This is a genomic window from Rhodococcus sp. TAF43, from assembly GCF_052113525.1.
Taxonomy (GTDB): Bacteria; Actinomycetota; Actinomycetes; order Mycobacteriales; family Mycobacteriaceae; genus Prescottella.
This window is the reverse complement of record NZ_JBFRDL010000024.1, coordinates 20,027-46,671: the sequence shown is the minus strand read 5'-3', so window position 1 is coordinate 46,671 and position 26,645 is coordinate 20,027. Positions and strand designations below refer to the sequence as shown.

General features: G+C 68.8%; 33 protein-coding genes and 1 pseudogene. 17 read left to right on the top strand and 17 right to left on the bottom strand.

Annotated features, from left to right (window positions below; translation table 11 throughout):
• Positions 1-4 precede the first annotated feature (4 nt).
• Positions 5-1,264 carry a molybdotransferase-like divisome protein Glp gene (gene glp / locus AB4Z09_RS16445; protein ID WP_114718216.1) on the bottom strand — a complete coding sequence of 420 codons (1,260 nt, stop codon included), beginning with the start codon at positions 1,262-1,264 and terminating at the stop codon, positions 5-7.
• Positions 1,265-1,315: 51 nt separating this feature from the next.
• Complete coding sequence (locus AB4Z09_RS16440; RefSeq protein ID WP_114718215.1) at positions 1,316-2,236, bottom strand: UTP--glucose-1-phosphate uridylyltransferase; 921 nt, start codon at positions 2,234-2,236, stop codon at positions 1,316-1,318.
• Positions 2,237-2,295: 59 nt separating this feature from the next.
• Here AB4Z09_RS16440 and AB4Z09_RS16435 point away from each other — a divergent pair, with 59 nt between their 5' ends.
• The 4 genes from AB4Z09_RS16435 to mscL all read left to right on the top strand — a co-directional run bounded on the left by AB4Z09_RS16435 (position 2,296) and on the right by mscL (position 4,624).
• A complete protein-coding gene (locus tag AB4Z09_RS16435; RefSeq protein ID WP_114718540.1) occupies positions 2,296-2,922 on the top strand; it encodes a 5-formyltetrahydrofolate cyclo-ligase in 627 nt (208 codons plus the stop codon).
• Between the two features lie 80 nt (positions 2,923-3,002).
• Positions 3,003-3,293, top strand: coding sequence for an FmdB family zinc ribbon protein (locus tag AB4Z09_RS16430; protein ID WP_429516653.1), 291 nt, complete (start codon positions 3,003-3,005; stop codon positions 3,291-3,293).
• 102 nt (positions 3,294-3,395) lie between these two features.
• Entirely contained in the window at positions 3,396-4,103 is a 708-nt protein-coding gene (locus AB4Z09_RS16425; protein ID WP_174908796.1) for an SAF domain-containing protein, read from the top strand.
• An 80-nt stretch (positions 4,104-4,183) separates the two neighbouring features.
• Positions 4,184-4,624, top strand: a complete 441-nt coding sequence (mscL, locus tag AB4Z09_RS16420; RefSeq protein WP_174908794.1) for a large-conductance mechanosensitive channel protein MscL — start codon at positions 4,184-4,186, stop codon at positions 4,622-4,624.
• 139 nt (positions 4,625-4,763) lie between these two features.
• On the opposite strand, the pseudogene AB4Z09_RS16415 reads toward mscL, so the two are convergent.
• The 10 genes and pseudogenes from AB4Z09_RS16415 to mrf form a co-directional block, all read right to left on the bottom strand.
• Positions 4,764-5,132 (bottom strand): annotated as a pseudogene (locus AB4Z09_RS16415) (MspA family porin); the annotation flags it as partial.
• Positions 5,133-5,564: 432 nt separating this feature from the next.
• Positions 5,565-5,780: a hypothetical protein gene (locus AB4Z09_RS16410; protein ID WP_174907144.1), complete on the bottom strand. Its 216-nt coding sequence runs from the start codon at positions 5,778-5,780 to the stop codon at positions 5,565-5,567.
• Between the two features lie 20 nt (positions 5,781-5,800).
• Positions 5,801-6,295: a MogA/MoaB family molybdenum cofactor biosynthesis protein gene (locus AB4Z09_RS16405; RefSeq protein WP_254622834.1), complete on the bottom strand. Its 495-nt coding sequence runs from the start codon at positions 6,293-6,295 to the stop codon at positions 5,801-5,803.
• Positions 6,296-6,378: 83 nt separating this feature from the next.
• Positions 6,379-7,779 carry a S1C family serine protease gene (locus tag AB4Z09_RS16400; protein ID WP_442240199.1) on the bottom strand — a complete coding sequence of 467 codons (1,401 nt, stop codon included), beginning with the start codon at positions 7,777-7,779 and terminating at the stop codon, positions 6,379-6,381.
• Between the two features lie 237 nt (positions 7,780-8,016).
• Positions 8,017-9,480: a HAMP domain-containing sensor histidine kinase gene (locus tag AB4Z09_RS16395; RefSeq protein WP_442240198.1), complete on the bottom strand. Its 1,464-nt coding sequence runs from the start codon at positions 9,478-9,480 to the stop codon at positions 8,017-8,019.
• Positions 9,480-10,166, bottom strand: a complete 687-nt coding sequence (locus AB4Z09_RS16390; RefSeq protein ID WP_114718207.1) for a response regulator transcription factor — start codon at positions 10,164-10,166, stop codon at positions 9,480-9,482. The genes AB4Z09_RS16395 and AB4Z09_RS16390 overlap by 1 nt, the downstream gene beginning before the upstream one ends.
• Positions 10,167-10,235: 69 nt before the next feature.
• Positions 10,236-10,847 carry a trimeric intracellular cation channel family protein gene (locus AB4Z09_RS16385; RefSeq protein WP_174908790.1) on the bottom strand — a complete coding sequence of 204 codons (612 nt, stop codon included), beginning with the start codon at positions 10,845-10,847 and terminating at the stop codon, positions 10,236-10,238.
• 34 nt (positions 10,848-10,881) lie between these two features.
• On the bottom strand, positions 10,882-11,055 hold the full coding sequence (rpmF, locus tag AB4Z09_RS16380; protein ID WP_114718206.1) for a 50S ribosomal protein L32: 174 nt from the start codon (positions 11,053-11,055) through the stop codon (positions 10,882-10,884).
• A gap of 3 nt (positions 11,056-11,058) precedes the next feature.
• On the bottom strand, positions 11,059-11,328 hold the full coding sequence (locus AB4Z09_RS16375) for a type B 50S ribosomal protein L31 (RefSeq protein ID WP_174908788.1): 270 nt from the start codon (positions 11,326-11,328) through the stop codon (positions 11,059-11,061).
• Positions 11,325-12,614, bottom strand: coding sequence for a ribosome hibernation factor-recruiting GTPase MRF (gene mrf, locus AB4Z09_RS16370; RefSeq protein WP_441346802.1), 1,290 nt, complete (start codon positions 12,612-12,614; stop codon positions 11,325-11,327). The genes AB4Z09_RS16375 and mrf overlap by 4 nt, the downstream gene beginning before the upstream one ends.
• Before the next feature lie 117 nt (positions 12,615-12,731).
• Between mrf and rpmB the strand changes: the two genes are divergently transcribed.
• The 7 genes from rpmB (at position 12,732) to AB4Z09_RS16335 (ending at position 16,806) form a co-directional block, all read left to right on the top strand.
• A complete protein-coding gene (gene rpmB, locus AB4Z09_RS16365) occupies positions 12,732-12,968 on the top strand; it encodes a 50S ribosomal protein L28 (RefSeq protein WP_114718203.1) in 237 nt (78 codons plus the stop codon).
• 2 nt (positions 12,969-12,970) lie between these two features.
• A complete protein-coding gene (gene rpmG, locus AB4Z09_RS16360) occupies positions 12,971-13,135 on the top strand; it encodes a 50S ribosomal protein L33 (protein WP_114718202.1) in 165 nt (54 codons plus the stop codon).
• Positions 13,136-13,139: 4 nt separating this feature from the next.
• Positions 13,140-13,445, top strand: coding sequence for a 30S ribosomal protein S14 (gene rpsN / locus AB4Z09_RS16355; protein WP_114718201.1), 306 nt, complete (start codon positions 13,140-13,142; stop codon positions 13,443-13,445).
• 9 nt (positions 13,446-13,454) lie between these two features.
• Positions 13,455-13,709 (top strand): 30S ribosomal protein S18, encoded by a 255-nt coding sequence (gene rpsR / locus AB4Z09_RS16350; RefSeq protein WP_174908784.1) that lies wholly within the window; start codon positions 13,455-13,457, stop codon positions 13,707-13,709.
• A 105-nt stretch (positions 13,710-13,814) separates the two neighbouring features.
• Positions 13,815-15,002, top strand: coding sequence for an ABC transporter substrate-binding protein (locus tag AB4Z09_RS16345; protein WP_174908782.1), 1,188 nt, complete (start codon positions 13,815-13,817; stop codon positions 15,000-15,002).
• Positions 14,999-16,033 (top strand): iron ABC transporter permease, encoded by a 1,035-nt coding sequence (locus AB4Z09_RS16340; protein WP_114718198.1) that lies wholly within the window; start codon positions 14,999-15,001, stop codon positions 16,031-16,033. The genes AB4Z09_RS16345 and AB4Z09_RS16340 overlap by 4 nt, the downstream gene beginning before the upstream one ends.
• Complete coding sequence (locus tag AB4Z09_RS16335; protein WP_174908781.1) at positions 16,030-16,806, top strand: ABC transporter ATP-binding protein; 777 nt, start codon at positions 16,030-16,032, stop codon at positions 16,804-16,806. Before AB4Z09_RS16340 ends, AB4Z09_RS16335 begins: the two co-directional genes overlap by 4 nt.
• Here the strand turns inward: AB4Z09_RS16335 and AB4Z09_RS16330 are convergent.
• Both AB4Z09_RS16330 and AB4Z09_RS16325 read right to left on the bottom strand, forming a co-directional pair.
• Entirely contained in the window at positions 16,803-17,189 is a 387-nt protein-coding gene (locus tag AB4Z09_RS16330; RefSeq protein ID WP_174908779.1) for a hypothetical protein, read from the bottom strand. The genes AB4Z09_RS16335 and AB4Z09_RS16330 overlap by 4 nt on opposite strands.
• 52 nt (positions 17,190-17,241) lie before the next feature.
• Positions 17,242-17,571 (bottom strand): MerR family transcriptional regulator, encoded by a 330-nt coding sequence (locus AB4Z09_RS16325; protein WP_254622833.1) that lies wholly within the window; start codon positions 17,569-17,571, stop codon positions 17,242-17,244.
• A gap of 334 nt (positions 17,572-17,905) precedes the next feature.
• Between AB4Z09_RS16325 and AB4Z09_RS16320 the strand changes: the two genes are divergently transcribed.
• Complete coding sequence (locus tag AB4Z09_RS16320; protein WP_254622832.1) at positions 17,906-18,757, top strand: hypothetical protein; 852 nt, start codon at positions 17,906-17,908, stop codon at positions 18,755-18,757.
• A gap of 190 nt (positions 18,758-18,947) precedes the next feature.
• Positions 18,948-19,874: an AEC family transporter gene (locus tag AB4Z09_RS16315; protein ID WP_114718537.1), complete on the top strand. Its 927-nt coding sequence runs from the start codon at positions 18,948-18,950 to the stop codon at positions 19,872-19,874.
• 11 nt (positions 19,875-19,885) lie between these two features.
• Here the strand turns inward: AB4Z09_RS16315 and AB4Z09_RS16310 are convergent, their stop codons facing one another.
• Positions 19,886-20,767, bottom strand: a complete 882-nt coding sequence (locus AB4Z09_RS16310; RefSeq protein ID WP_174908775.1) for a phosphatidylinositol mannoside acyltransferase — start codon at positions 20,765-20,767, stop codon at positions 19,886-19,888.
• 176 nt (positions 20,768-20,943) lie between these two features.
• Here AB4Z09_RS16310 and AB4Z09_RS16305 point away from each other — a divergent pair, with 176 nt between their 5' ends.
• Positions 20,944-21,246: an ArsR/SmtB family transcription factor gene (locus tag AB4Z09_RS16305; RefSeq protein WP_174908773.1), complete on the top strand. Its 303-nt coding sequence runs from the start codon at positions 20,944-20,946 to the stop codon at positions 21,244-21,246.
• Positions 21,243-21,629, top strand: a complete 387-nt coding sequence (locus AB4Z09_RS16300) for a VOC family protein (protein ID WP_114718192.1) — start codon at positions 21,243-21,245, stop codon at positions 21,627-21,629. The genes AB4Z09_RS16305 and AB4Z09_RS16300 overlap by 4 nt, the downstream gene beginning before the upstream one ends.
• A 6-nt stretch (positions 21,630-21,635) precedes the next feature.
• Here AB4Z09_RS16300 and AB4Z09_RS16295 read toward each other — a convergent pair whose 3' ends face one another.
• Positions 21,636-23,579, bottom strand: a complete 1,944-nt coding sequence (locus tag AB4Z09_RS16295) for a vWA domain-containing protein (protein ID WP_174908771.1) — start codon at positions 23,577-23,579, stop codon at positions 21,636-21,638.
• A 24-nt stretch (positions 23,580-23,603) separates the two neighbouring features.
• On the bottom strand, positions 23,604-24,995 hold the full coding sequence (locus AB4Z09_RS16290; protein ID WP_174908769.1) for an ATP-binding protein: 1,392 nt from the start codon (positions 24,993-24,995) through the stop codon (positions 23,604-23,606).
• An 88-nt stretch (positions 24,996-25,083) separates the two neighbouring features.
• Between AB4Z09_RS16290 and AB4Z09_RS16285 the strand changes: the two genes are divergently transcribed.
• Positions 25,084-26,043 (top strand): alpha/beta hydrolase family protein, encoded by a 960-nt coding sequence (locus tag AB4Z09_RS16285; RefSeq protein ID WP_442240197.1) that lies wholly within the window; start codon positions 25,084-25,086, stop codon positions 26,041-26,043.
• Positions 26,044-26,388: 345 nt separating this feature from the next.
• Positions 26,389-26,637 (top strand): hypothetical protein, encoded by a 249-nt coding sequence (locus AB4Z09_RS16280; RefSeq protein WP_114718189.1) that lies wholly within the window; start codon positions 26,389-26,391, stop codon positions 26,635-26,637.
• The last annotated feature ends 8 nt before the right edge of the window (positions 26,638-26,645 follow it).

Below are 26,645 nucleotides of genomic sequence, written 5' to 3'. Positions count from 1 at the left end.
TCTTTCAGCCCCGCTGCGCAAGGAAAGCGACTTCCACCTCTTCACCGGCGCGAACCTCAGTGACGTCCGGTTCGACGAGAACGAGGCAGTTGGCCTCGGCGAGCGTCGCAAGCAGGTGTGACGACGCTCCGGGCGCTCCGCCGAGCGCCTGCACGAGGTACTCCCCCGTCGACTCGTCACGCATCAGCTGGCCGCGCAGGAATCCCTTGCGATTGGCGATGGATGTGATCGGAGCGACCGTGCGGGCGGTGACGATCCGGCGCATGGGCTGACGGCGCCCCAGCGCGATCCGGATGAGCGGCCGCACCATCACCTCGAACACGACGAGCGCGCTCACCGGATTGGACGGCAGCAGGAAGGTCGGGACCTCGTCGCGCCCCAGCTGCCCGAAACCCTGGACCGAACCCGGGTGCATGGCGACCCGCTCGACCTCGAGGTCACCGAGATCGGCCAGCGCGTCCCGGACCTCGTCCGACGCCCCACCACCGACCGCGCCCGCGATGACGACGATCTCGGACCGGATCAGCTGGCCCTCGACGACCTCTCGCAGTCGGCGCGGATCCATCGTCGCGATGCCGACCCGGTTGACGTCGGCGCCGGCGTCACGCGCCGCGGCCGCGAGCGCGTACGAATTGACGTCGTAGACCTGGCCCGGTCCCGGGGTGCGGTCGATGTCGACCAGTTCCCCGCCCACCGAGATCACCGACAGACGCGGCCGCGGATGCACCAGGACCTTGTCGCGGCCCACCGCGGCCAGCAGGCCCACCTGCGCGGCGCCGATGATGGTGCCCGCCCGCACCGCGACATCGCCCGGCTGGACGTCGTCACCGGCCCGGCGGACGTAGTCACCGGAGCGGACCGGCTTGTAGACCTTGACTCGGGCGTGGCCGCCGTCGGTGCGGTCCATCGGCAGGACCGCGTCGGCGAGGGTCGGCAGCGGAGCACCGGTGTCGACTCGGACGGCCTGACGCGGCTGCAGCCGGATCGGCTGACGCGAACCCGCCGTCACCTCCCCGACCACGGGAAGGGTGAGTTCGGTGGGCTCGCCGTCCTCGCCGCGGATATCGGTACCCGCGGCGAGAACGTCGACACTTCGAACTGCGTAGCCGTCGATCGCGGCCTGGTCGAAGCCTGGCAGTGGCCGTTCGGTCACCACTTCTTCGGCGCACAGCAATCCCTGTGCCTCGGAGATCGCCACCCGGACCGGCCGGGGCGCCACCGCGGCAGCAGTCACTCTCGACTGCTGCTCCTCAACCGAGCGCATGTGGTTCCTCGTCCTCCCGACCCTGTCGACCCGACCGCGTACTGCTGACGTCTACTCGCCGGCCGGCTTCAGCCGCTCGACCAGCCATTCGCGCAGCGAGGGGCCGTACTCCTCGCTGTTCAACGCAAAGTCAACCGCAGCACGCAGGTAGCCGCCGGGATTTCCCAGATCGTGTCGAGATCCGCGGTGGACGACGACATGCACCGGGTGTCCCTCGGCGATCAGCAATGCGATCGCATCGGTGAGCTGCAACTCACCACCCGCACCGGGAGTGATCCGGCGCAGCGCGTCGAAGATCGCACGATCGAGCAGGTAGCGACCGGCCGCGGCGAACGTGGAGGGAGCGTCCTCCATCGCAGGCTTCTCCACCATGCCGACGACCTTCAGGACATCCGGGTTGGTGGCATCCGGGACGGTCTCGACGTCGAACACGCCGTAGGCGCTGACCTGGTCCTTCGGTACGTCGATCGCGCACAGCACCGAACCACCGCGCTTCGCACGAACCCGCGACATCGTCTCGAGTACGCCGCGCGGCATCACGAGATCGTCGGGCAGCAGGACGGCGATCGCATCCTCGTCGTCGTCGAGGACGGCCTCGGCACACCCGACGGCATGCCCGAGCCCGAGCGGCTCCTCCTGCACGACGGAATCGACCTCGAGCAGGCCCGGAGCCTTCCGCACCTTCTCGAGCAGGTGGTACTTGCCACTGGCTTCGAGCTTGCTCTCGAGCACCAGGTCCTCGACGAAGTGAGCAACGACACCGTCCTTGCCCGGCGAGGTCACGATGACCAGTCGGTTCGCTCCGGAGTCGGCCGCCTCCCCCGCCACCAATTCGATGCCCGGGGTGTCGACCACCGGGAGTAACTCCTTCGGAACAGTCTTCGTGGCAGGTAGGAACCGCGTTCCCATCCCTGCAGCGGGCACAACCGCCGTCCGAAAGCACCTGTTGTCGTTGGTGACGGCATCTGTCATAACTCACCACCCTATCCACCGGCCCCCGCGGCCGGTCGCACGATCCTATGGTGRCGATCATGAAATCGCTGTCCAAGACCGAATGGCGGAGCCACATCCTCCGGGAACGCCGAGCTGTGGACGACCGAACCCGAGTCTCGGAGGACGCGTCCTTGGTCTCGTTCGTCACATCCGCCGTGTCGACTCTGGCAGGGGCACGACCCGATCTCACGGTGTGCGCGTATGTCCCCGTCGGCACGGAGCCCGGGTCCGTCGACATGCTCGAGGCCCTCCGGCAGGCGGGATCGCGAGTGCTGGTGCCGGTTACCGGCGACCCCGGCCCCCTTGCGTGGGCCGAGTTCACCGGCCGCGACCACCTCGTCGCGGCCGGCTACGGGCTCCGCGAACCGAACGGCCCCGTTCTGCCGTCGGCCGAGGTCGGCGCCGCTTCGGTGGTGTTCATACCGGCGTTGGCAGTGGACGAGCACGGTGTCCGACTCGGTCGCGGGGCCGGCTTCTACGACCGGACGCTCGGGCTCGCGGATCCCACGGCGGCGTTGGTCGCCGTGGTCCGGGACAGCGAACTGGTGGCCGGACTGCCCGCCGATCCGCACGATGTCGCGATGGGGTGGGCGCTCACGCCGGGGCGTGGCCTGGTGCGCCTCGCCGCGCGCGATACCGAGGATCCGGGGGCTGCGCAGGAATAGGCATCTGGTTCGCACTGTTGGCACTGTCGACTGTAGAGTGCCAACACCTGCGGTTTGACTACACAATGCGGAGGAACCCAGTGCCCACCTATTCGTACGCCTGCACCGAATGCGACAACCGGTTCGACATCGTGCAGTCGTTCACCGACGACACCCTGACCGTGTGCCCGGAGTGCTCCGGCAAGCTCCGCAAGCTGTTCAACTCGGTCGGCATCGTCTTCAAGGGCAGTGGCTTCTACCGCACGGACAGCCGCGGCGGATCGAGCACGGCGAGCGAGCCCGCAAAGAAGTCCGAGTCTTCCTCGTCTTCCTCGACTTCGTCGTCCTCGGCTGCACCCGCGCCGTCCAGCGCCCCCGCCGCCGCCAGCTGACCAGGGGTCGGTCTGTCCACAGCCCGCCGCTCATCCACAGGCGGGTTCGCGTCGCCGTCGTGACGGGATCGGGTCTCCGCACCCCGGCCTAGCCTTCCCGTCATGCTGACCATCCCGTTTCGCCGACGCGTGTCCGACCGCAACGGACCGCTGGCCCCGACGCTCGGTGACCGACTCGGCCGGATGACGCGTCCGGGCTGGGCACGAACCGACGCCGCGCGGCGCACCACCGCGGTGGTGCTCGTCGTCGCCGCGGGGATACTCCTGGTCCGGGGCAATCCCGATGATGTCGGTGAACCTGTCGTCGTCGCTGCCCGGGACCTCACACCCGGCCAAGTCCTGTCCGACGACGACCTGCGCACGGTCGATCGCCCCGGAGCCGACACCCCTGCAGGCTCCGTCCCCGCACCAGATGCCGCACTCGGACGCACGGTGTCGTCGCCCGTCCGGGAGGGCGAGATCCTCACCGATGTCCGACTCCTGGGTCCCCGCCTCGCGGAGGCCGCCGTCGGATCCGCCGACGCACGGATCGTGCCCGTGCGACTGTCCGACTCCGGACTCGCCGCGCTCATCCGTGAAGGCGACCGGGTGGACGTCCTCACCGTCGACCAGTCGCGGCAGACCACCGACTCACGACCACCCTCGGCAGAGATCCTGGCCTCCGGCGCCACCGTCGTCCTGGTGTCCCCGGAGCGGTCATCGGGAACCGAGCGACGGGATCGCGTCGTGATGCTGGCGCTTCCGGCCCCCGCGGCGGGCGCGGTTGCCGCGGCGTCGCTGACCGATGCGATCACCGTGACGCTGCACTAGAGGCGCACGGCGCGCCGGTCCCGGCCTCTCTGAACTAGTCTCGACACGACCTCGAGACACCGACATCAGAGGGGATCCATATGCTGAAGGGGTTCAAGGACTTCCTGCTCCGAGGAAACGTTCTGGATCTTGCCGTCGCCGTTGTCGTCGGCGCGGCTTTCACGGCGATCGTGACCGCGTTCACCAACAACATCATCAATCCGCTCGTGGCCGCAGTCGGCGGATCCGACGAACTGGGCTGGGGCTTCCCGGTGATTCCAGGCAACGACGCGACGTTCGTCGACGTCGGCGCCGTGGTGACCGCGATCATCAACTTCGTCATCATCGCCGCCGTCGTGTACTTCGTGCTGATCGTGCCGGCGAACGCCGTCAAGGCTCGCTTCGCGACGGAGAAAGAGGACACGAAGGCCAGCGAGGCCGATCTCCTCATCCAGATCCGCGACATCCTCGCCGAGGGACGGATCGGCGAGGCAGCCGACTCGATCGATCCGGACGGCAAGCACTCCCGCGTCCCGGAATAGCCCGTTCCGACCCCGTTCCGTCCTGTTTCCCTGGGAAACGCGACAGCAACATCATCACCACTCGAGCCCGCCCGGTAATAACCGGGCGGGCTCGAGTGCTGTCAGCGAACCCCGTTGGAAGTCAGGCGATTCGGAGTGCTCAGAGAACCAAGGGCTTGCCGAACGTGGTGACGACGTCGCCGGCGGCGCTCTTGACCGTCACGTACGGCCGGATCGTCACCGGACCGACGACGCCCGTGGCACTGCCGTGAGCATTCGCGAACTGGATCTCGGTGGCCGCGCCGTCGAACTTGCCCTTGGCAACCTCGACGGTCTTCACTCCCCCGCCCGGCGCGAGCTCGAGATCCAGGCTCGGACCGAACGCGACCGACACGCCCGCACCACTCGCCTCGAGCTTGGGGACGAAGTTCATCTCGAGCTTGCCGCCCAGCGAGACCGGGTACGCGACCTGGTAGCCGGCGACGATCTCGCTGCCCTTGTACTTGTCGGCGCCGGAACCCTCGATCTTTTCGGCGGCCCTAAATCCGAACGGCCACCGGGATCACTCCAATTGCGCCGAAAGCACTCGGACTTCGGCATTTCCGAGCGGATCCCGGCCGAGATTGGACGGACCGGTCGCCCGGCCGCCAGACGCCAGTTCCCGTCGAAACGGGTTCACCATACGAACATTTGAACCGGTCAGTTTGTAAAGGCAGTTCGACGGCGTAGCCAATCCCTTCGGACCAAGATCGCTATGGTGCATCACACCCCCTCAACTGGGAAGGGGCCGAAATCACGCTGCGCATTGCGTGTGAGCTGATCCGGCGGCCGACGACCGATGCAACGCGGAACGCTCACCGCGCACACGAGAATGCGCCGGGTATGCGTGATGAATCACACATACCCGGCGCATTCCGGACTATTCCGAAAACAATCTATTGATTGAACTGAAGGTGGCGCGTCAGCCGTGGTGAGGGGGTACCTGACGCCGCAGCCATTCGTCCTGACCACCACTCGACGTCGAGGCCCCGTCGGAGGACCGTTCGTCCGAAGTCTGCTCGGGCAGCACGGTACCGAAGATGGCCTCGAGTCGGGCCCGGTCGACTCGCGACCGCCCACGAGGCCCCGACGTGGCCTTCGCCTCCGACGTCGACCCGGTATCCGTCTCGTCCGACATGGCTGGGGTGTGCACCCTTCCTACTCGTCGATGCTCGACAGCTGCCCGATGACGTGGCTAGCCAACGGAGTCAGCGTCGCCATCCCGTCGCGCACCGCGGCCCGCGAGGACGCGAGATTGACCACGAGGGTGCTGCCGGAGATCCCGACGAGTCCCCGCGAGATGACCGCATCCACAGCGCCCGCCGCGAGCCCGGAAGACCGCAGCGCCTCACTGATTCCCGGCAGCTCCCGGTCGAGGACCTCGGCGGTGGCGTCCGGCGTCACGTCACGCGGCGAGACGCCCGTCCCGCCGACCGAGATCACCAGGTCGACACCACCGATCACCGCGGTGTTGAGAGCGTTGCGGATCTCCACCTCGTCGGCGGTCACGGCAATCGTGGCATCCACCAGGAATCCGGCTTCGGTGAGCAGTTCGGTGACGAGCGGCCCCGTCGAGTCGACATCGCCGTGTGCGGTCCGATCGTCGACGATCACGACCAGCGCTCGTCCGGCCAACGGTGCTTCGAGTTCCATGGTCCCTACCGTAATGGCCGCATCCGAGTCAGTCGGGACCCGGCGGAGAATCCGTGTCAGCACCGGACGGTTTCCGGTCATCATCATCGTCCACCCGTGGTCGGCGCGGTGCCGAGCTGGACGTCGACCGTCTTCGAGTTACCCGAGGCGTCCTGATACGTCACGGTCACCTTGTCACCGGGCGCGTGGGAGCGGATCGCCGCGATCAGCGAGTCGCCACTCGTGATGATCCGGTCGTCGACCTTGGTGACGACGACACCCTTGGGGATGCCCGCCTTCTCGGCCGGGCCGCCCGCGGTGACGTCGACGACAGTCGCGCCGCCCGTGGACTCCTTGGCCGAGACCTGCACGCCGATGATCGCCTGCGTGGCCTTGCCCGTCTTGACCAGTTCGTCCGCGATAYGGCGCGCCTGGTCGACGGGGATCGCGAAGCCGAGGCCGATCGAGCCACCCTGGCCGCCGGCGGTCGCGATCGCGGTGTTGATGCCGACGAGCTGGCCGTCCATGTTCACGAGCGCGCCGCCCGAGTTGCCGGGGTTGATCGCGGCGTCGGTCTGGATGGCGTCGATGACGGTGTTCTGGTTGCCCGTCTCACCGGTGGTCGACACCGGCCGGTCGAGCGCCGAGACGATACCGGAGGTGACGGTGCCCGCGAGTCCGAGCGGCGAACCGATCGCGACGACCTGCTCACCCACCTGAATGTTCTCGGAGGTGCCCAGTTCGACGGGGGTCAGACCCGACTTGCCGTCCGCCTTGATGACCGCGATGTCCGAGGTCGGGTCGGTGCCGACCAGCGTGGCCGGCGCGGTGGTCCCGTCGGCGAACGCGACCAGCAGCTTGCCGTCCGGCCCGCCACCGGCAACCACGTGGTTGTTGGTCATGATCAGGCCGTCGGACGAGATGACGACGCCCGAGCCCTCGCCCTCGCCGCGGGTTCCGGCCACCTGGATCTGCACCACGCTCGGCAGCACCTTGTTCGCGACCGCCTCGACCGAACCCGCCGGCGCATTGGACGCCGGACTGGTCTCGGGCTTGGGGACGTCGAGCGCATTCGAGACCGGAGCATTGCTGCCACCGTTCGACGACGTGGCGATCGATCCGACCGCCCCGCCGATGCCGCCGCTCACCAGCGCGAGGGCGATTGCGCCGGCGACCAGCGCGGACCGACCCGACTTGCGCGGCTCGGTGTGCGACGGCGCCCCGGTCGTGGGCAGCGTGCCCGTCGTGCCGATGCCCGGAATCTGCTCGGTGGGCTGGTAACCGGCCTGGTATCCGCGCTGGGGGTAGCCCGAGCCGGGTTGTCCTGCGCCCTGGTAGCCCTGGTTCTGGGGGTTCTGGGAGTAGTAGCCGCCACCCGAACGCCACTGGTCCTGCGGGCCGGGCTGGTGTCCGGCCTGGTAGGGCGCACCCTGCTGGGGATCGCCGTGTCGGGGAGTTCCCTGGTTGGGATTGGGGTCGCCGTGGGGGTTACGGTCGTCGGTCATCGCACCGCCTTCATTCGTGACCGCCGGGGATGGGGCGGTCGCAGTGTCTCGATCGGTGGTCGATCCGCTGCCGCAGAAGCCGAGAAACTGCAGCGGCGATCCGACTCACCGAGATCCCGGATCCGGTCCGGTCGCTGAATCCAGATTGCCCGGCACGGCTGAGAAGCCGCTGAGACGCTGCTTTCAGTTTCCCGTGTTCCTGACGAAGTGGCCAGGATCACATCCCGGACGTTCGGATCAGCGGCTGTCGGCCTCGGGTTCGCCCGGCAGGACGATTCGGATACGGGCACCGCCTCGGTCGGACGTCTCCACCGCGATGGTGCCGCCGTGTTTGACGACCACCTGCCGGACGATCGCCAGGCCGAGACCCGATCCGGGCATCGAACGTGACACCGTCGACCGATAGAACCGTTCGAAGACCAACTCCCGATCCTCGAACGGGATGCCGGGGCCAGCGTCGTCGACGACGAGTTCGAGCAGGCGGTCACCGATCTGTCGCATCGTGACCTGCACACGCTCCCCCGTCGGACTCCACTTCGCGGCGTTGTCCAGGACGTTGAGGACGGCCCGCGAGAGCCCGGCCTGGTCGCCGTAGATGAACCACGGAGTGGTGACGGCTTCGAAGTCGATCTCGTTCCGTCGGCGACGGGCCTTCTCCAGGGACCGCTCCACGACCTCGCTGAGATCGACCAGCTCGAAGACGGTCTCGGGGGCATCCTCGCGCGCGAGATCCACCAGGTCCCCGACGAGCGTGGAGAGCTCCTCGATCTGGRCTACGACGTCGGCGCGCAGGTCCGCCATGTCCTCGGCCGGAATGCTCGGAGCCCCCGGGCGACTCGATGCGATGAGCAGTTCCATGTTGGTCCGCAACGAGGTGAGCGGGGTACGCAGCTCGTGTCCGGCGTCGGCCACGAGCCGACTCTGCCGGACCCGTGATTCCGCGAGGGCGCGCAGCATCGTGTTGAAACTGGTTGTCAGGCGAGCCAGTTCGTCGTTGCCGGTGACCGGAATCGGGGTGAGATCGTCGGTGCGGGCCACGCGTTCGGTCGCTGCGGTCAGTCGTCCGATGGGTCTCAGACCCGTTCGGCCCACTGTCGTGCCGGCCGCCGCGGCGAGGACGACGCCGCATCCACCCACCACGAACAGCACCCAGGCGAGCCGGTCCAGCACGTCCTCGGTCGGCTCGAGCCGCTGCGCGATCACCAGGGTGCTGCCGTCACGCGTGCGCTCGGCGAGCACCCGGTTGCCCTCGACGGTGCGCAGCGAGAAGTCGCGCTGTCCTCGGGCAACCGCCATCTCGGCCGGGCCGATCGGAACCACCGAGCCGGGCGGGATGTACTTGTTCAGGTCCGGAAAGATCAGCGCCACACTGATATCGCTGGTGTATAGCGTCGCGCCGGCGATGTACCGCGGGTCGAAGGTGATGAGGTCGTTGTCGACGATCGCGGATGCCCGCGAACGCAGCTGGTTGTCGACGTCGGCGTACAGGGCGCGCGAGACCACGGCATACGCCGCCAGCGCCATGACGGCGACCGCGACGGCCACGACGGACGCCGCGAGCAACGTCACGCGCCACCGCAGGGACACCGACCGGGTGAGCGGCATCGGTGGCCGCATCTCGTGCCGGGGTGGGGGCATGGGACCGATCTGCGGACCGGTCGGGTTCGGGTCGGCGCCCGCGCGCCCGAAGGGGGTGACCATCACGGAGGAGTCTCCCGCAGCACGTATCCGACGCCGCGGACCGTGTGGATCAGTCGGGGCTCGCCCTCGGCTTCGGTCTTCCGACGCAGGTAACCGACGTACACCTCGAGCGCGTTCCCCGACGTCGGGAAGTCGTATCCCCACACCTCTTCCAGGATGCGGCTGCGGGAGAGCACCCGCCGGGGGTTCGCCATGAGCATCTCGAGGAGCGCGAACTCGGTGCGCGTGAGACTGATCGACCGACCGGCGCGGGTCACCTCGCGGGTGACGGGGTCCAGGGTCAGATCCTCGAACGTCATCGCCTCGGAATCCTCACCGGCAGCCGGGGACGCGCGGCGCAGCAGGGCCCGCAGCCGAGCCAGCAACTCCTCGAGCGCGAACGGCTTGGGCAGGTAGTCGTCGGCACCCGCGTCGAGGCCGGCCACCCGCTCCGACACCGAATCGCGCGCCGTGAGAACGAGAATCGGAAGATCGTCACCCGTGCTTCGCAGGCGCCGGCACACTTCCAATCCGTCGAGTCTCGGCATCATGACGTCGAGCACCAGGGCGTCGGGACGCGATGCGGACACCTTCTCGAGCGCATCCACGCCGTCGACGGCGAGATCGACCGTGTACCCGTTGAAGCTCAGGGAACGCCGCAGTGACTCCCGAACAGCCCGGTCGTCGTCGACCACCAAAATGCGCATGCGGCCATTTTGGCCCCACCGACTGAGATCCCGCTGAGAGGATCCCGTTCACCAGACCGGCGTGTCGCGTCAGTCACGCGGCAGCCTCGGTCCCGGCAGGCTCCAGTGCCGCCACAACGCTGCCAACCGAACGGTCGTCGCGACCACGGTGCCGACCACCAACGCGGTGTTGCCGGTCAGGCCCGCCTCGGACCCGGCGACCACCAGCGTCGCACCGAGCAGCGCGGGAATCGCGTAGAAGTCGCGGTGCAGCAGCAACGGCACCTCGTTGACGAGCACGTCGCGCAGGATGCCGCCGCCGATGGCCGCGGTCGCACCGATCAGCACGGATGCGAGGGCACCGGCGCCCGCCCCGAGCGCGATCGTCGCACCCGTGCTCGCGAACAGTCCCATCCCCAGCGCGTCGAGCACGAGGATCTCGCGTCGCAGCCGCCCGATCGCCGAATGCACGAAGAACACGATCACTGACGTCGCCGCCGCGGTCCCGAACAGCGGCCAACTCGTGAGTGACGTCGGCGGGTGGATGCCGAGCAGCACGTCGCGCACGATGCCGCCGCCGATGCCGGTGAACACGCCGACGACACAGACCCCGAAGACATCGAACCGCTTGGTGACCCCGACCAGCGCGCCGGACGCGGCGAACACGGCGATGCCCGCGAGCTCGAGGATCTTCAGCAGCACGCGGACAGCGTCGCACGGACCGGCGCGCCAGGGGTCACAGTCGGCCGGGATCGATCCGGCCGAGCCGGACCGCACGGACCAGACGTCGGGGGACGCGATGAGTCCGGCCGTCGACGGTCACCGTCACCAGGTCCGGGGCGATCGCCTTCCACCGGGACCGTCGGCTGCGGGTGTTGGCACGCGACATGCGCCGCTTGGGTACCGCCATCGTTCAGCCCTCCCGGGGTCCGCGGCCGACACGGCGGCCGAACCGCCGCTCGAACTTCTCGACCCGCCCCTGCCGATCGACCAGACGACTCGTCCCGGTCCAGAAGGGATGCGAATCGCTCGTGACGTCGACGACGACGAGCGGCCGGACGGTGCCGTCGACCCATTCGACGGTGTGGTCGGTCGCCGCAGTCGATCGGGTGAGGAAGGCATGCCCGGTCGTCGAGTCCTGGAAGACCACCGGCCGGTACTCGGGGTGGATACCTGGTTTCATCGCTTCGTTTCTCCGTTCGTGTTTCGGTTTTCGGCGCTTCGTTGTTCGGTTCCGAGGCCCGCGCCGGCGATCCGACCGACCGGATCGGGGTCCGCGCACGGGTCCTCGTGGAACTCCCCGAACGGGTCTTCCCACGTGGACCATGCCGACTCGTCGGCCAGCTCCCGCTCGGTGAGCAGCGCCCAGTCGAGGGCGCCCGTCACCGCGTCCGGGTCGGCGTCGTGTACGAGCACCACGAGCGAGGTGTCCCGGTCGCCGAACCGCTCGTCCCAGCCCAGCGCCGCCATCGCACGCCGTTCGTCGTCGGCGGCCGCGAGTTCGTCCTCCGTCATCGCAGCCAGCCAACGGTCCGCACTCGCCACGCGCAGGCCCCCACCGGCGGATTCGAGCCAGAGCGCGACGTCGGATCGGGTCGCGAGCCACATGCGCCCACGCGCCGTGACGACACCGTCGAGCAGGACGTCGATCGCCTCGTGCAGCCGCCCGGGATGAAAGGGACGTCGGGCTGTGAACTCGACGAGTGACACCCCGTGCTCGGCGTGCAGTGGCGGGCCACCCCGCAACAGCGGCGCGTGCGTGCCGAAGATCCGGCCGCGTCGGGCGTCCGCCGGGATGAGCGGCAGCAACGCAGCTGCGTCGGGCGTCCCGGAGATCGGCGCACCCGGTGCGAGACGGGCGAGGACTGCACGCAGCCGGTGCGACAGCCACGGCTCGCCGGTGTCGTCGTCGACCACGAGCGCGTCAGCGAACGCCACCTGCCCGACCGCCACCTGGGCCACGGTCCGGTCATCGTCGAGGTCATCGTCGCCGGTGGCGGCAAGCCACCACTCCCCGGCGTCTAGGCACGTCACAACCGCATCCACGCGTACGTCGCGGACCGCGGGCCCGTCGAGTTGTCCGACCACGCCGACCACCGGGACGTGTTCGATCGCCCAACACACCGCCTCCGGTTCCAGTGCGTGGTCGAGCTCGAGCACGATCCGGTCCACCGAACTGCGCGCGTGGAGACGGCGCAACAGCGGCAACAGGTCGTGACGCAGCGTGCACGACACGCACCCGTGCGCGAGCTCGAGGATCTCGGTCCGCACCTCGGGGGCCTCGACCGATCCAGTCGTCACGGTGCGGCGGACCACCCCCTCGCGGAGCTGCCCGAGGTCGTGATGGATCACGACCGTGCCCACCCGACCGTCACCCAGCAGCGAGAGGGCCGTCCGATGGACCGGCCCGCTCCAGCCCGCGACGAGAACCAACGGTGTGCGGCCGTCCGGCACGTCAGCCACAGCCACCCCCTTCGAAAACGATTGTCATTACCGATTCACGAGGCTACACTTCGAACGCGCTTGTCGACAATCGTTTTCATTAATCGTTCGAGTTCGGCCCTCATGGACCGGAGAGGAAGTCCCATGCCCGCTCGCTGTCAGGTCACCGGACGCACCCCGGGATTCGGCAGGTCCGTGTCCCATTCGCACCGGCGCACCAGCCGCCGCTGGAACCCCAACATCCAGAAGAAGACGTACTTCGTGCCCAGCCGAGGCCGACGAATCACATTGACGCTGACCCCGAAGGGCATCCGCACCATCGACCGGGACGGCATCGAGGCCGTCGTCGCCCGCATGCGGGCCGCAGGAGAGAAGGTCTGACCATGGCAGGCAACGAGGTCCGCCCCGTCATCAAGCTGGTCTCGACCGCGGGGACCGGATATCGGTACGTCACCCGCAAGAACCGCCGCAACGACCCCGACCGGATGGTGCTGCGGCGCTACGACCCCGTGATCCGTCGGCACGTCGATTTCCGAGAGGAGCGCTGACGCGGTGGCAAAGAAGTCGAAGATCGCACGGAACGAACACCGTAGGGCCGTCGTCGCGCGGTACGCGCCGGTGCGCGCCGAACTGAAGGAGACAATCCGCCGACCGTCCAGCTCGGCCGAGGAACGCGCCGAAGCCCAGTACCGGCTTCGGCAGCTTCCCCGGGACGCGAGTCCGGTAAGATTGCGCAATCGAGACGCTGCGGATGGACGTCCGCGCGGTCACCTGCGGAAGTTCGGTCTGTCCCGCGTGCGGATGCGCGAGATGGCACATCGTGGGGAACTGCCAGGCGTACACAAGTCGAGCTGGTAAGGAAGAGCAATGGCAGTCAAGAGAGCACCGTCGAAGAAGGCGCGCAGCGAACAGGGCCGCCGTCCCAAGAAGAACCCGCTGATCACCGCGGGCGTCGAGACCGTCGACTACAAGGACATCAACCTGCTCCGCACGTTCATCTCCGATCGCGGCAAGATCCGCAGCCGCCGCGTCACGGGCCTCACCCCGCAGCAGCAGCGTCAGGTGGCCGTCGCGGTGAAGAACGCCCGCGAGATGGCACTGCTGCCCTTCACCAACCGGTAGCACACCCGCTCTGCCGAAAGGCCGCGCAGTCGAGGCGACTGTGCGGCCTTTCGTCGTTTCCGGCGTGGTCGCACCGCCGTCCGGGGGCCGCGCTAGATTCTCCGGGTGTCGTTCTCGCTCCGTACCGCCGTTCTCCTCACCGCGACCGCCCTGACCGTGGGTGGTGTCGCAGCCTGCTCGTCCGACTCGTCGACGACCACCGGCGACGGTGGCCGTGCCGATTGCATCACCGACTTCGATGCGAACACCGACTACTTCCCCGACAAGCAGACTGTCGACTACGCCGAGAACTTCGACATCGAGTACCACAACTCGTACCAGGTGGTCACCGTCCGCCAGCCCGGGCAAGCCGACGAGTCGTACGTGCTCACCCGCTGCGGCGCCCCGAAACCGGAGCTGACCGGCGACCTCGCCGGCGCTCAGCAGATCGCGACGCCGGTGACCGACCTGTTCGCCGAGTCGACGACCCACCTGCCCAGCCTCGAAGCCCTCGGCAAGCTCGACGCCCTCACCGGCTTCGCGAGCGCCGACTACGTCTACAGCGAGACCGCCCGGGCTCACATCGCCGACGACGACGTCACCCAGTTCGCGACCGCCGGACAGGTGGACGCCGAGGCCGTGGTCGCACAGGGCCCGCAGGCGTTCGTCACCGGCGGTTTCGAGGATCCGGCGTTTCCCGTGATCGAGCGGGCAGGCATCCCGGTCCTCGACAACTACGACTGGCTCGAGACCGATCCGCGGGGCCACGCCGAGTGGATCAAGTTCTTCGCGGCCCTGACCGGCACGGAGAAGCAGGCCACCGAGACGTTCGACGGGATCGTCACGGACTACGACAAGTACACGACGCTGGCGGCGAACCAGACGCCGGTCTCGATCGTGCCGGGCCTGCCCTACCAGGGTGCGTGGTCGGTGCCGCTCGCGAGCTACTCCAACGAGTTGTACGCGACGGCCCGCATCACCCACCCGTGGATGACCGATCCGGGCACCGGCAGCCTGCAGACCGACCTCGAGACGGTCTTCGCCCGCGCCGGGGACGCACCGGTCGCGATCAGCAACTCCTCCAACAGGACCAAGGCCGAGGCGATCGCCGCGGAGCCGCGGCTCGCCGAGTTCGCGGCCTTCCGCGACGGGCAGGTGTGGACGTCGTCGAAGCGGATCACCGACGCCGGCGCCATCGACATCTACGAGCAGGGCGTCCTGCGCCCCGACCTGGTGCTGGCCGACCTGATCGCGATCGCCCATCCGGACCTGATGCCCGGCCACGAGTTCACCTTCTACAGCCGCCTGCAGTGAACCGCACCGCAGCTGCGCTGACCGCACTGGCCGCGTTCGTCTTCGTCGCGGTCGTGCTCGCGGTGTCGGTGGGTTCGGTGACCATCCCGTTCGGCGCCACCGCACGGTACCTGTTCACCGGGGATGCGGGCAACGCGCGCTGGACCACGCTCATCGCGGACATCCGCCTCCCCCGCGTCGTCACCGCGGCGTGCGCGGGCGCCGCGCTCGCCGTCGCGGGCCTGCTGATGCAGACGCTGTTCGCGAACCCGCTCGCCGACCCGTACATCCTCGGGGTGTCATCCGGCGCGAGTCTCGGTGTCGCGCTGGTCGTGCTCGGCTCCGGGGCCGGTGCGGGCGTGTTCGCGGCGGTGGCCGGCACCGGACGCCTGGGGATCGCGGCGGCCGCGGCCATCGGCGCGCTCGTGGTGCTGCTCGTGGTGCTGGCGATCTCGCGATGGATCCGATCGGTCGTGACGCTGCTGATCGTCGGCGTCATGGTCGGCTCGGTCACCAGCGCCGTCGTGTCCCTGCTCGTCGCCTTCTCGCAGCCCGCGCAGATGCAGCAGTTCATCCTGTGGAGTCTGGGGTCGTACTCCGGCGCGTCGTGGTCCGATCTGCGCGTGCTGATCCCCGCCGTTGCCGTCGGGATCGTGTTGGCAGCCACCCTGGTGCGCCCGCTCAATGCGATGCTGCTCGGCGAGGACTACGCCAACTCGATGGGCGTGCACCTACTGCGCACCCGCACCGTCGCGATCACGTCCGCCGCACTGCTGGCCGGCGCCGTCACCGCATTCTGCGGGCCCATCGCCTTCCTCGGCATCGCGGTCCCGCATCTCGCGCGCCTCGCGCTCGGCACGTCCGATCACCGGGTGCTGCTGCCCGGCGCCGTTCTGATGGGGGCCGCGGTATCGCTGTTGTGCTCGGTGGTGGCGCAGTTGCCGGGTCGTGACGGGGTGCTGCCCCTCAACGTCGTGACGGCACTGGTCGGGGCGCCGGTCGTGATCCTCGTCCTGATGCGATCGCGGCAGACCAAGGCGGGCATGGCATGACCCTCGTGCTCGACGACGTCACGGTGGGCTACCCCGGGCGGCCACCGCGAGAGATCCTCAGCGGACTGCATCTCACCGCGCATTCCGGGCAGGTCACCGCACTGCTCGGCCCCAACGGCGCCGGCAAGTCGACACTGCTGCGCTCGGTGGCCGGTCTGCAGCGGATCCTCCACGGGTCGGCCCGACTCGACGACGTCGACATCACGAAGCTGTCTCCGGCCGAGCGGGCCCGTCGAGTCGCGGTGGTCCTCACCGACCGCGTCGACGGTGGACTGCTCACCGGCGGCGAGATCGCCGCACTCGGACGACTCCCCCACCAGGGCTTCGCGTCCCGCCTCAGCTCCGCCGAACGGCAGCTGATCGCCGACAGCCTCGACCGGATGGGCGCCGCAGACCTCACCGACGTCCGCCTCCACGAGATGTCCGACGGCCAGCGCCAACGGGTGCTGATCGCACGCGCGCTCGTGCAGCAACCGTCACTGCTGGTGCTCGACGAGCCCAGCGCCTTCCTCGACGTCGCAGCCCGCGTGGAACTGTTGGCACTGCTCGAGGAGATCGCCACCGACGCCGGCATCACGGTGCTGCTGTCGACGCACGACGTCGAACTGGTCCTGCGAACCGCACAGCACGTCTGGCTCGCGGCCGGAGACGGCACCGTGGTCGACGGCACCCCCACCGCCCTGATCGACTCGGGCGCGATCCGGCGGGCCTTCGACTCGCGGCGGGTCCGTTTCGACCCCACCGACGGCATCTTCCGGCTCGGCGAAAGCTAAGCGCCCGAACCGTTCTCGGCGTCCGGTCGTGGCGCGATCTCGTGCAGCATCGCGTCGGACGTGACCCATTTGCCGGTGCGGACGAGTTCCTCGATCACGAGGTCGAACGCGTCGACGAGCCACTCGTGCCGGGCCTCGACGAGCGCGACGTCTCCGCCGGTCTGTTCCTCGAAGAAGCGCACCAGCCAGATGTCCTGGGCGTCCGGGTCGTTGTTCAGACCGTGCTCGGAATTGGTGGCCAGCACGTACATGCTGAAGGCGAAGTCGACGCGGATCGCGTACTCGCCGCCGATGTTGACGACGCTGGTCGGCCGATGCGTCGCAGCCGCCAACGCGGTCATCGCGTCGGCGTAACGGTCGGAGTATTCCTGCGTGCGTGGCACTGGCGATCGTCCTTCGGGTAGGTGCAACTTCAGACGAGGTGCAAACTGAACGCTACACAGCCGACCCGATCGCCTCGACGGCCGACCGCAGACGTGCGTTCTCGGCCGTCAACTTCTCCTGCTCGTCCTCGAGCTCGAGAATGCGCCCGATGCCGGTGAGATTCACACCGAGGGAGACCAGTTCGCTGATCCGAGCGAGTCGATGCAGGTCGTCCTCGCTGTAGCGGCGGGTACCGCCACCGGTGCGCGAAGGCGCGATCAAGCCGCGACTCTCGTACAGACGCAACGTCTGCGGGCCGATACCGGCCAGTTCGGATGTCACCGAGATGCCGTACACACCACGCTTCGACCGGGTCGATTCATCCGGCGATTGGATTCCCACGCGACGAACGGTATCAGCGTCGCCCACAAGGAATCTGAGGTGGTTCGCATAGCTAACTTGCATGCGCGAGGTCAGAGCAACAGGTACGGGTGATAACAAACCGACCGGTCTTGTATTTTCTTGTCCGGCTGTTTACGCTCAGCAAAGTCGTTCAACTGTTCAGCACATGGACGAGGGGGCGACGCCTGTACCCATGGGGGGATCACAGGGGTGGCGTCGTAATTTTTCGACAGCGACGACGCCGCATCGACTAATGACATCCCGGACCGGCCTTCGGCCGCATCCGACCGGGGCGTCGAACCATGTCCACTACTCCCACAGAGGTGAGTGAAGTATGTCCAAGAACGCATTCCGCATCGGATCCGCTGCGGCGATCCTCGGCGCCGCCGCCCTCGTCGCACCCGCCCTCGCCGGCGCCTCGTCGACCGGATCGCTCGGCTCCACCGGATCGCTCGGCTCGAGCGAGGCGCCGGAAGGAATCGCCTGCGCAGAGCTGTCGACCGCGACCGCCCCCAATGGCTGGGGAATCCCGTTCGACGACGAGAAGCGGCAGATTGCCTACCACTCCGCCGAGAAGGTCCTCGACGACGACGGCTCGCTGAAGCTCGAGGTAAACGGCCCCGCCGACCGGTCGGTCAGCTACCACGAGGCCGGGGGCGTCAAGCTGTCCGACGCCGTCAAGCACGAGATCGGTTTCTCCGAACGCGCCGAGAACCCGACGGCCGCGTTCCAGCTCCGGCTGACCGGGACCAGCGAGAACACGAGTTTCGCGAACGGCTTCACGACCCTGGTCTGGGTCCCGGACGCCGGCGCTGTCGACACGTCCGACGGCGGCACCCACGTGAACCTGCAGGACGGCAAGTGGTGGAGCACGAAGAGCATCGCCGGCGCCAAGGACCGCGCGCTGGTGCCGCTCGCCGAGATCGCCGCGGCCAACCCGAACGCGGTCGTCGACCACTACGGCGTGAGCATCGGCCGCGGATCCGAGGCGACCTCGACACTGGTCGACGCCGTGAAGTTCAACGGCTGCACCACGAACTTCGCGCTCGAGGATCCGGCGCCGAGCGCGTCCGGTTCGCTGGGCTCGCTGGACACCGGCTCGCTCGGCTCCCTGGGGTCGACCAGCACCGGCTCGCTCGGTTCGCTGGACCTCGGCTCGCTGAACACCGGTTCGCTCGGTTCCTGATCCGATTGCGCGACAAGTAGGCCCCCACCTCGTCGGCGCGCCGATGAGGTGGGGGCTCGGTTGTCGTGTCGCAGACCGGCGAATCGGTGACTCGACGGGCGGACGCACGACCGGCGATTAGCGGCGGTAAGCTTCTCGAACTGGGTTGATCATGCAGGTCGGCGCCACAATTGAAGCGAAGGATGTAGGCGTGTCGGGCGTGGTGGCAGGGTTCACGGTCATCTTCGTCGTCATCGCTATCGGGTTCTTCCTGGGGCGCACCGGCACGCTCGGCGAGCACGGGCAGTTCGTCCTCAGCCGACTGGTGTTCTTCGTCGCGACACCGGCGCTGCTGTTCGACACCCTCGCCAACTCCGACCTGTCGGTGGTCTTCTCGCCGACCCTCGCGGTGGCCGCGGCCACGGCATTCGCGGTCGCGGGCATCTATCTCGTCATCGCGAGGCTGTGGCTACGCAGACCGCTTCCCGAACTGACGGTCGGCGCGCTCGCGTCGTCGTACGTGAACTCGGCGAACCTCGGCATTCCCATCGCGGTGTTCGTCCTCGGCGACGCGTCGTTCGTCGCACCCCTGCTGCTGTTCCAGATCATGATCTTCTCGCCGATCGCCCTGACGGTTCTCGACGTCAGCACGATGCGCGAGGGCAGCTCCCGGCTCGAGACGATCACCGCGCCGTTCAAGAACCCGATCGTGCTGGCCGGCGCCGCCGGACTGGCTGTCGCGGTGTCGAACTGGACGCCCCCGGAGGCACTGATGCAGCCGTTCCGGCTCATCGGCGGCGCCTCGGTCCCCGGCGCGCTGCTCGCGTTCGGGCTGTCGCTGTACGGCGTGCGCGTGCTCGAGAAGGGTGCGAGTCCGCGCCGCGATGTGGCACTCGCGTCGGTCCTCAAGATCTGCGTGCAACCGGTCCTCGCGTACGTGATGGCCCGCTTCCTGCTGGGCCTCGACGGGCACGAGCTGTTCGCGATCGTGGTCGTCTCCACCCTGCCGACCGCGCAGAACGTCTTCGTCTATGCGAGCCGCTACCAACGCGGCATGGTCCTGGCCCGCGACGCCGCCTTCGTCACCACCCTCGCGTCGATTCCCGCGATCGCCCTCGTGGCAGCGCTGTTGACCTGACGCCCGCAGCGTCACTCGATGCGATCGAAGTCGGCGGTCCACACCCGTTGCAGCATGTGCCAGTCGGCCGGGTGCGCGGCGATGCCTGCGGCGAAGCGGTCTGCCAATGCCTGTGTCGTGCACTGCACCCCGCCGACGGTGTCGACCGGGGCACCGACGTGGAAGCCCCAGCCGTCCGGGGTGAACCAGCAGTTCACCGGCAGCAGTGGTGCGCCGGTGTCGATCGCGAGCCGGGCCGGGCCGGCCGGCATCCGGGCGGATTCGCCGAAGAAGGAGACCGGCACGCCCGTGCCGGTCACGTCGCGTTCGGCGAGCAGCCCGACGATCCGCCCCTGCCGCAGCCGCGCGGTCAGCTGCTCGATCGGCGGCGTCTCGGTGCCGGTGAGTGGGATGATCTCGAAACCCAGCTGCTCACGGAACCGGACGAAGCGCTTGAACAGCGATTCCGGACGGAGCCGCTCGGCGACGACGACGGGAGGGCCCACCCGCTGCGCCACCCATACTCCCGCCAGGTCCCAGTTGCCGCTGTGCGGTAGGGCCAGCACCGCCCCGCTGCCACACGCGACCGCCTCGTGGATGTGTTCGAGCCCGGTGGCCGAGGATTCGATGCTCTCGGCCAACCGCACCGGATCCATCGACGGCAGCCGGAAGGCTTCGCACCAGTAGCGGGCGTAGGAGCGCAGGCTCGCGTGCACGAGGTCGTCGGGCACCTGCGCCGGCGTGGCGGACAGCACTCGGGCCAGATTGCGCCGCAACTGATCCGGACCTCCGTTGCGGGCCGCGCGATCGGCCGCAGCGTCGAACAGGCGCCTCGCCCACCGCTGGGGCAGGGCGCGCACCAGGCGCCAACCGGCCGCGTACCCGAGATCCCAGGCTCGATCCTTCGGCTTCATTGATCACCACCGGCGTCGTCGGCCGCGTCGGGACGACGATGCGGCGCTGCTGGCCACCGTACGACACGCCACCACCGTCGCGCCGGAGATGACGGCGGGTTCCTCGAGATGACCGAACAGGCTCGGTGCCACCCGCACCATTGACACGCAAGTAACCACTTGCCTATCGTTCGGTTGTGGGTGATCTGTTCAAGGCTCTGGCAGACCCGACGCGGCGCGCGATTCTCGACGAACTCGTCGACCGTGACGGGCAGACACTCTTCGAGCTGTGCGCCCGCCTCGTCACCAAGTACGGGCTCGGGTCGTCCCGGCAGGCCGTCTCGCAGCACCTCGCGGTCCTCGAGGACGCCGGACTGCTCCACACCCGCCGGGAAGGCCGCTACAAGTTCCACCATCTCGACACCACTCCCCTGCGGGCCATCGCCGACCGGTGGCCCGTACCCGACCCGGACCGCGACAGGCAAGGACAGGCACCGTGAAGATTCACCTGACCAGCGTGCACGTCAACGACCAGGACAAGGCGCTGGCGTTCTATACCGACATCCTCGGCTTCGTGAAGAAGCACGAGGTCCCGCTGGGCGAGCACAAGTGGCTCACCGTCGTCTCCTCGGACGCGCCGGACGGCACCGAACTGGTCCTCGAGCCCGACGCGCATCCCGCCGCCCAGGCCTACATGAGGGCACTCGTCGCCGACGGTATCCCGATCACGTCCTTCGGCGTCGACGACGTGCAGGCCGAGTACGAACGGCTGACGGCGCTGGGTGTGGTGTTCACCCAGGCTCCGTTGCAGATGGGTCCGGTCACCACCGCGGTGTTCGACGACACCTGCGGCAACCTGATCCAGATCGCGAGTCAGGCCTGAGCCGGATCACCGCGGTGGTCGGCGCATCCGCATGTAGTCGCTGACCACTGCCGCGCCGAGGCCGTCGAGGTCCGGAGCCACCACCCGGCCGCCGACCCGCTGCGCCATCCGGTCGACGACGCGGGCCAGGCCCGGGTCGTCGCCGAGGCGGAAGATCGTCACCTGCGCGCCCAGGCGGGCGAGGGTGTCGAGTTCGCGCACCGTCAGTCCCAGGGTCCGCACGCTCGGCGGATAGTCGAAGAACGCCTGCCCGTCGGGCTCGAGGTGCGCGGTGGGCTCGCCGTCGGTGACGATGAGCACGACGGGCTGTGCGTTGGGATGCCGGCGCAGGTGCCGGGCCGCGAGCAGCAGCGCGTGGTGCAGGTTCGTGCCCTGATCCCACGCTCCGTCGAGGCCGGCCAACTCCGCCGCGGTCAGTACCTCGGCGTGCCGCCCGAAACCGATGAGCTGCAACGCATCCCCGCGGAACCTCGTCGTCACCAGGTGGTTGAGAGCCAGCGCGGTACGTTTCATCGGCACCCAGCGGCCGTCCATCACCATCGAGAACGACGTGTCCACCAGCAGCGCCACCGCCGCCTGCGCACGCTGCTCGGTCTCGGCGATCTCGACGTCGGACACCGACATCCGAACCGGCACCCGGCCCGGATCGCGCAGCACCGCGTTGGTGAGCGTGCGGGTGACGTCCCACGGCTCGGTGTCCCCGAACTCCCACGGCCGCGACGCCCCGGTCGGCTCGCCCATCGCCCCCGCGCGACGGGTCTCCCGCTGACCACCGCGGTGCGACAGCCGACCCGCGACGTCGCGCAGCGCGGTCTGCCCCAACTGCCGCATCGCCTTCGGCGACAGCCGCCACTGGCCGTCCGGTGCACGGTCGAAGAAGCCCTGCTGCTGCAGTGCCCGCTCGAGATCGGCGAGTGTCTTCGCGTCRGCGACGGCCCCGTCGCCGAGTTGCCGGGCCAATGCCTCGGTGTCGATGTCGTCGAGCTGGGCACCCGGATACTGTTGCGACAGTTGATCGGACAGTCGCTCGAGCTCCGCGACGTCCGCGAGGGCGGACGTGCCCTCCCCCAACCCCATACCGTCGTCGCCGCGGAACTTCTCGCTGCCGGTCCAGTCCTCGCCGGGACGCGCGGCCTGCAGGTGCGCGTCGAGCCGGTCCAGTTGGCCCATCAACGACGGATCACCGAACGCCTGCTGCGCCAACGCGTCCAGCTCGGCGCGCTGGTCCGGGGTGAGCGAGTTCCGCAGACGTTGGGCCGCGGCCGCCCGACGCGCGAGCGAGTCCAGCAGTTCCTCGGTGTTGCGCGGGTTCTCGGGGAAGTACTCACCGTGCTTGTCCATGAACTCCCGGAACTGCTGCGTGGTGTCCTCGCCACGAGCGTGACTGTCCAGCAACGTGTTCAGATCCTCGAGCATCTCGCGGATCCCTTCACGGTCCGCGTCGGTGGCCCCTTCCAGGGCCTGCTTCATTCCGGCGAACCGCTGATCCAGCAGCTCCCGCCCCATCAGGTCGCGGATCTTCTCGTAGTCTTCGCGCGCCTGACTGCTCCGCCAGTCGTAGTCGACGAGATCGGACACCGCCTGCGCGGTCGACGGCGGAAGCTCCTCGATGCGCATCTCCGCGAAGCGCGCATCGTCGTCGAGAGCGCGGGCGAGGGTCTTGCGTTCCTCGAGCACCGCGCGGTCCAGAAGCTCACGGATCTCGTCCAGGGTGCCCGCGAGATTGTTGCGCTCCAACAGTTCCCGTCGGCGCCGATTCGCCTGCGCGGCGAGGTCGTCGAGCCCGCGCCGGTCACCGGCGCCGCGCCGCAGGAACTCACGCAGCGCCTGCCGCGGCGACGCACCCTCGAGGACGTCGTCGCCGATCGCGGCCAGCGCGTCACGCAGATCCACCGGCGGGGCCAGTGGATCGCCACCCTCGTACGGGCCGTAACGCGCACCGCGAGACATCCTGTCTCCCTTCACCACTGCCGACTACGAGTAGACGGCCTGGCCGTTCTCGTCGGGGTTCTTCGAGATCCGCCGGGCGAGATACAGACCCTCGAGCGCGAGTTCGGCGGCCGACGCCAGCTCGCCGTCGGATGCGGCGCCGAGCCGGCCCGCCACCTCGTCGAGCACCTCGAGGTCGGGCAGCTCGCCCAGTAGCGCCTTCGCGGTGACCCGCTCGCCCGTGACCACCGGCTGCCCCAGTTCCACCGCCGTCACCAACGGGGCGAGGTCGATGCCACCGAGGCGGATCCGCGCAGTGTCCGCGGTGGCTCGCCGCAGCAGGTGCTCGAGGACCTCGAGCTCGCGCCCCTCCTCACCGGACTCGAACTCGACCTTGCCGCGCAGCACCTCGACGACGGTGCCGAGGTCGATGGGCCGCGCCACCGGATCGGCCTCCCCGAGGACGGCGCTGCGGTGCACCGCCGCCGCGCTGACGGTCTCCGCGCCCGCCACCGCGAACCGGGCCGAGACGCCCGACCGCTGGTCCACCGACGTCGACTCGCGCAGCAGCCGCGTGAACCGGGCCAGCACCTCGAGCAGGTGGTGCGGCACCTGCGCCTGCAGGTTCGCCTCCTGCTGGATCACGGCGATCTCGTCCTCGAGCAACGACGGGTAGTGCGTGCGGATCTCGGCGCCGAAGCGGTCCTTGAGCGGGGTGATGATGCGTCCGCGGTTGGTGTAGTCCTCCGGGTTGGCGCTGGCCACCAGCACGACGTCGAGCGGTAGCCGCAGGGTGTACCCACGGACCTGGATGTCTCGTTCCTCCATCACGTTGAGCAACGACACCTGGATCCGCTCAGCCAGATCGGGGAGCTCGTTGATCGCGACGATCCCGCGATGCGCGCGCGGCACCAGACCGAAGTGGATCGTCTCCGGATCACCCAGGCTGCGCCCCTCCGCAACCTTGATCGGGTCGACATCGCCCACCAGATCCGCCACCGAGGTGTCCGGCGTCGCGAGCTTCTCCGCGTAGCGCTCGCTGCGGTGCCGCCACTCGACCGGTAGCGCGTCGCCCAGTTCGGCGGCCCGGCGCACCGAGATCGGGGTGATCGGCTCGTACGGGTGCTCGCCCAGCTCGGACCCGGCGATCACCGGCGTCCACTCGTCCAACAGCAGATACAGCGTGCGCAGCAACCGCGTCTTGCCCTGCCCGCGCTCACCGAGCAGGACGACGTCGTGCCCGGCGATGATCGCCCGCTCGAGTTGCGGCAGCACCGTCTCCTCGAAACCGACGATCCCGGGCCACGGGTCGAGGCCGTCCCGCAGTGCCGCGAGCAGGTTCTCGCGCATCTCGTCCTTGACCGGACGCTGGACGTGCCCGGACGCGCGGAGCTCGGCGAGGGTCCGTGGCAGATCGGCAGGCGATGTGGCAGTCACCACTCCAAGTTACGAGTGTTCGGGCGATTCGGCACGCGGTACCGCCGTCGCGTACGAAGTGGGTGCCCAGCTCTGATAAACACGGGGCATGGCCGATACCGAGATCACCTTTGCCGCCGGCGACATCACGCTGCACGGAAGCCTCCGCATCCCCGACGGCGCCGACTCGGCACCCGCGGTGCTGTTGCTCGCGGGCAGCGGCCCCACCGACCGCAACGGGGACAGCGCGCTGCTGCCCGGCTCGATCGGCACCCTCGAGTTCCTTGCCGACGTCCTCGAGGAGCACGGTTTCGCGAGCCTGCGCTACGACAAGCTCGGCAGCGGCTCCACCGGTCTGGGCCCGTACGACGTCGAGGACATCGGTGACCTCGGATTCTCCGTGTTCACCGACTCCGCCGCCGCCGCGTTGGACTTCCTCGCCGGCCGGTCCGCCGTCGACGCCGACCGGGTGTTCGCGATCGGTCACAGCGAAGGTGCCCTGATCGCCCTGGCGCTGGYCGCCAACGGCGCGAACGTCGCAGGCCTGGGCCTGCTCGAGCCGCTGAGCGTGCGGCTGCTGGACCTGCTCACCACCCAGATCGACGGCCAGCTCACCGCGGTCGTCGGGGCCGGACAGTTGCCGGTCCATCTCGCCGACGAGCTGCGTCTGGCGCTCGCCGGGGCGGTCGAGTCGCTGCGCACCGACGCGACGCTCAGCGACGACCTGCCGGACCCGCTGCGCGCCGCCGGCCTCGTCCCGGCGAATGCCCGCGCGCTCGCCGAGGAGGACGCGCTCGACCCCCGCGAGCTGGCCGCCCAGCTGCCGACGGGCATGCCGGTGATCACCAGCTGCTCCGCCAAGGACATCCAGCTCGACTGCGCCGACGTCGACGCGCTCGACGTCGCACTCGCCCACACCACGCTGACGCCGGTGCGGATGACGACCGCGAACCACGTGCTCAAGGAGATCGGCGATGCCGCCTCCACCGGCGCCGACTACATCGAGCCGCTGCCGTGGTCCGCCGAGTTCACCACCGGTTTCGAGGGCTGGCTCGCAACCCTCCGCTAGACACCCTGCGGGGCCGCCGGCGACACGCTCTCGCAAAAACGAGATGTCGCCGAGCGGTCACTGCTGTATGGTTCTCCGTTAACCAACGGGCACACACGAGAAGGGTACGGTCACGATGCGCGTCGAAAGCCCCGCGAAGTATGCAATGCAGCTTTGCAGCAAGCATTTTTCTCACGATCACGTATTTGCAGCCGTACCCGCGTGGCGCAGCCCCGCAGCCTTCGATCGACGGCACCGAGAATGAGTCACCCGTAACCGGAACCATTCTCGGGCACCCGAAGGCACACCGCCTCGGGTGCCTTTTCTTTTGCCTCTTTCACCCATACACAGTTCAGGAGAACCACCATGAAGCTTCGACTCGGCGCTCTGAGCGCCCCCCAGCAGGACCTGCCCGGTGACCTCACCGGACAGGTCGTCACCCTCGACCTCAGTCACATCGACGCCGACCAGAATGCGGCAGCGGCAGAACTGATCAGCCGGCTACTCGCCCGCGGCGCTGCCCGACTGGTCATCTCGGGTACCGACGACGCCAACGCCCGCGCGCTGGTCGAGTCCGCACAGCACAACGCTCCCCCGTCCGGGCTCGCGGCCTGAGCGGCACG

Coding starts and splice junctions, on each gene's coding strand:
- rpmF (WP_114718206.1), bottom strand. CDS start 11,055: ATGGCGGTACCCAAGCGGCGCATGTCGCGTGCCAACACCCGCAGCCGA.
- AB4Z09_RS16425 (WP_174908796.1), top strand. CDS start 3,396: ATGCTGACCATCCCGTTTCGCCGACGCGTGTCCGACCGCAACGGACCG.
- AB4Z09_RS16435 (WP_114718540.1), top strand. CDS start 2,296: ATGAAATCGCTGTCCAAGACCGAATGGCGGAGCCACATCCTCCGGGAA.
- AB4Z09_RS16280 (WP_114718189.1), top strand. CDS start 26,389: ATGAAGCTTCGACTCGGCGCTCTGAGCGCCCCCCAGCAGGACCTGCCC.
- mscL (WP_174908794.1), top strand. CDS start 4,184: ATGCTGAAGGGGTTCAAGGACTTCCTGCTCCGAGGAAACGTTCTGGAT.
- rpmG (WP_114718202.1), top strand. CDS start 12,971: ATGGCAGGCAACGAGGTCCGCCCCGTCATCAAGCTGGTCTCGACCGCG.
- AB4Z09_RS16375 (WP_174908788.1), bottom strand. CDS start 11,328: ATGAAACCAGGTATCCACCCCGAGTACCGGCCGGTGGTCTTCCAGGAC.
- glp (WP_114718216.1), bottom strand. CDS start 1,264: ATGCGCTCGGTTGAGGAGCAGCAGTCGAGAGTGACTGCTGCCGCGGTG.
- AB4Z09_RS16440 (WP_114718215.1), bottom strand. CDS start 2,236: ATGACAGATGCCGTCACCAACGACAACAGGTGCTTTCGGACGGCGGTT.
- AB4Z09_RS16410 (WP_174907144.1), bottom strand. CDS start 5,780: ATGTCGGACGAGACGGATACCGGGTCGACGTCGGAGGCGAAGGCCACG.
- AB4Z09_RS16405 (WP_254622834.1), bottom strand. CDS start 6,295: ATGGAACTCGAAGCACCGTTGGCCGGACGAGCGCTGGTCGTGATCGTC.
- rpmB (WP_114718203.1), top strand. CDS start 12,732: ATGCCCGCTCGCTGTCAGGTCACCGGACGCACCCCGGGATTCGGCAGG.
- AB4Z09_RS16310 (WP_174908775.1), bottom strand. CDS start 20,767: ATGAAGCCGAAGGATCGAGCCTGGGATCTCGGGTACGCGGCCGGTTGG.
- rpsR (WP_174908784.1), top strand. CDS start 13,455: ATGGCAGTCAAGAGAGCACCGTCGAAGAAGGCGCGCAGCGAACAGGGC.
- AB4Z09_RS16390 (WP_114718207.1), bottom strand. CDS start 10,166: ATGCGCATTTTGGTGGTCGACGACGACCGGGCTGTTCGGGAGTCACTG.
- AB4Z09_RS16335 (WP_174908781.1), top strand. CDS start 16,030: ATGACCCTCGTGCTCGACGACGTCACGGTGGGCTACCCCGGGCGGCCA.
- AB4Z09_RS16320 (WP_254622832.1), top strand. CDS start 17,906: ATGTCCAAGAACGCATTCCGCATCGGATCCGCTGCGGCGATCCTCGGC.